The following is a 427-nucleotide window of genomic DNA, read 5'->3' on the forward strand; positions in this document are numbered from 1 at the left end:
GGAAAAATCAAGTGTAACAAAATTATTTTGTTGATCCATTTCAATGGATTGTAGTCCTTTAAATAAAACCGTGCCATCTTTTATATCTTCATTAGTTAGTGCATAAAACAGCTGTTCCTCTAACGTTGCTCCAACATCATCAACAAGTAGCTCTTTTCCTACTATAAATACATATGTGCCAACTGTGTTCCCGAAATTTACGTTTGCTTTAAGATAAGGAATTGGTACGTGTACAGATTCTGGAGATTCATCACTTTCTTCTGTAATTCTTACTTCCACAGATTCCTCCGATTCTCCACTTTCAGCCTCATCAGGGTCAATCATTAGTGTACCCATTTCACCTGACGCATCTTCAGCAACTTCTGTACCCGCATCATCCATATCGTAGTGTGCTGCTCTGTCAAAACTTGAATCCTCTTCTGAAGCT

Annotated in this window: 1 protein-coding gene; it reads right to left on the reverse strand. The window is 38.2% G+C overall.

The genetic code is table 11. The features are described from left to right. The coding region (locus tag AOA60_RS32580; protein ID WP_158235015.1) for a hypothetical protein at positions 1–427 on the reverse strand (427 nt) is incomplete at both ends.

The sequence above is a fragment of the Pseudomonas sp. 2822-17 genome (genome assembly GCF_002742485.1).
Classification (GTDB): Bacteria; Pseudomonadota; Gammaproteobacteria; order Pseudomonadales; family Pseudomonadaceae; genus Aquipseudomonas; species Aquipseudomonas cyclaminis.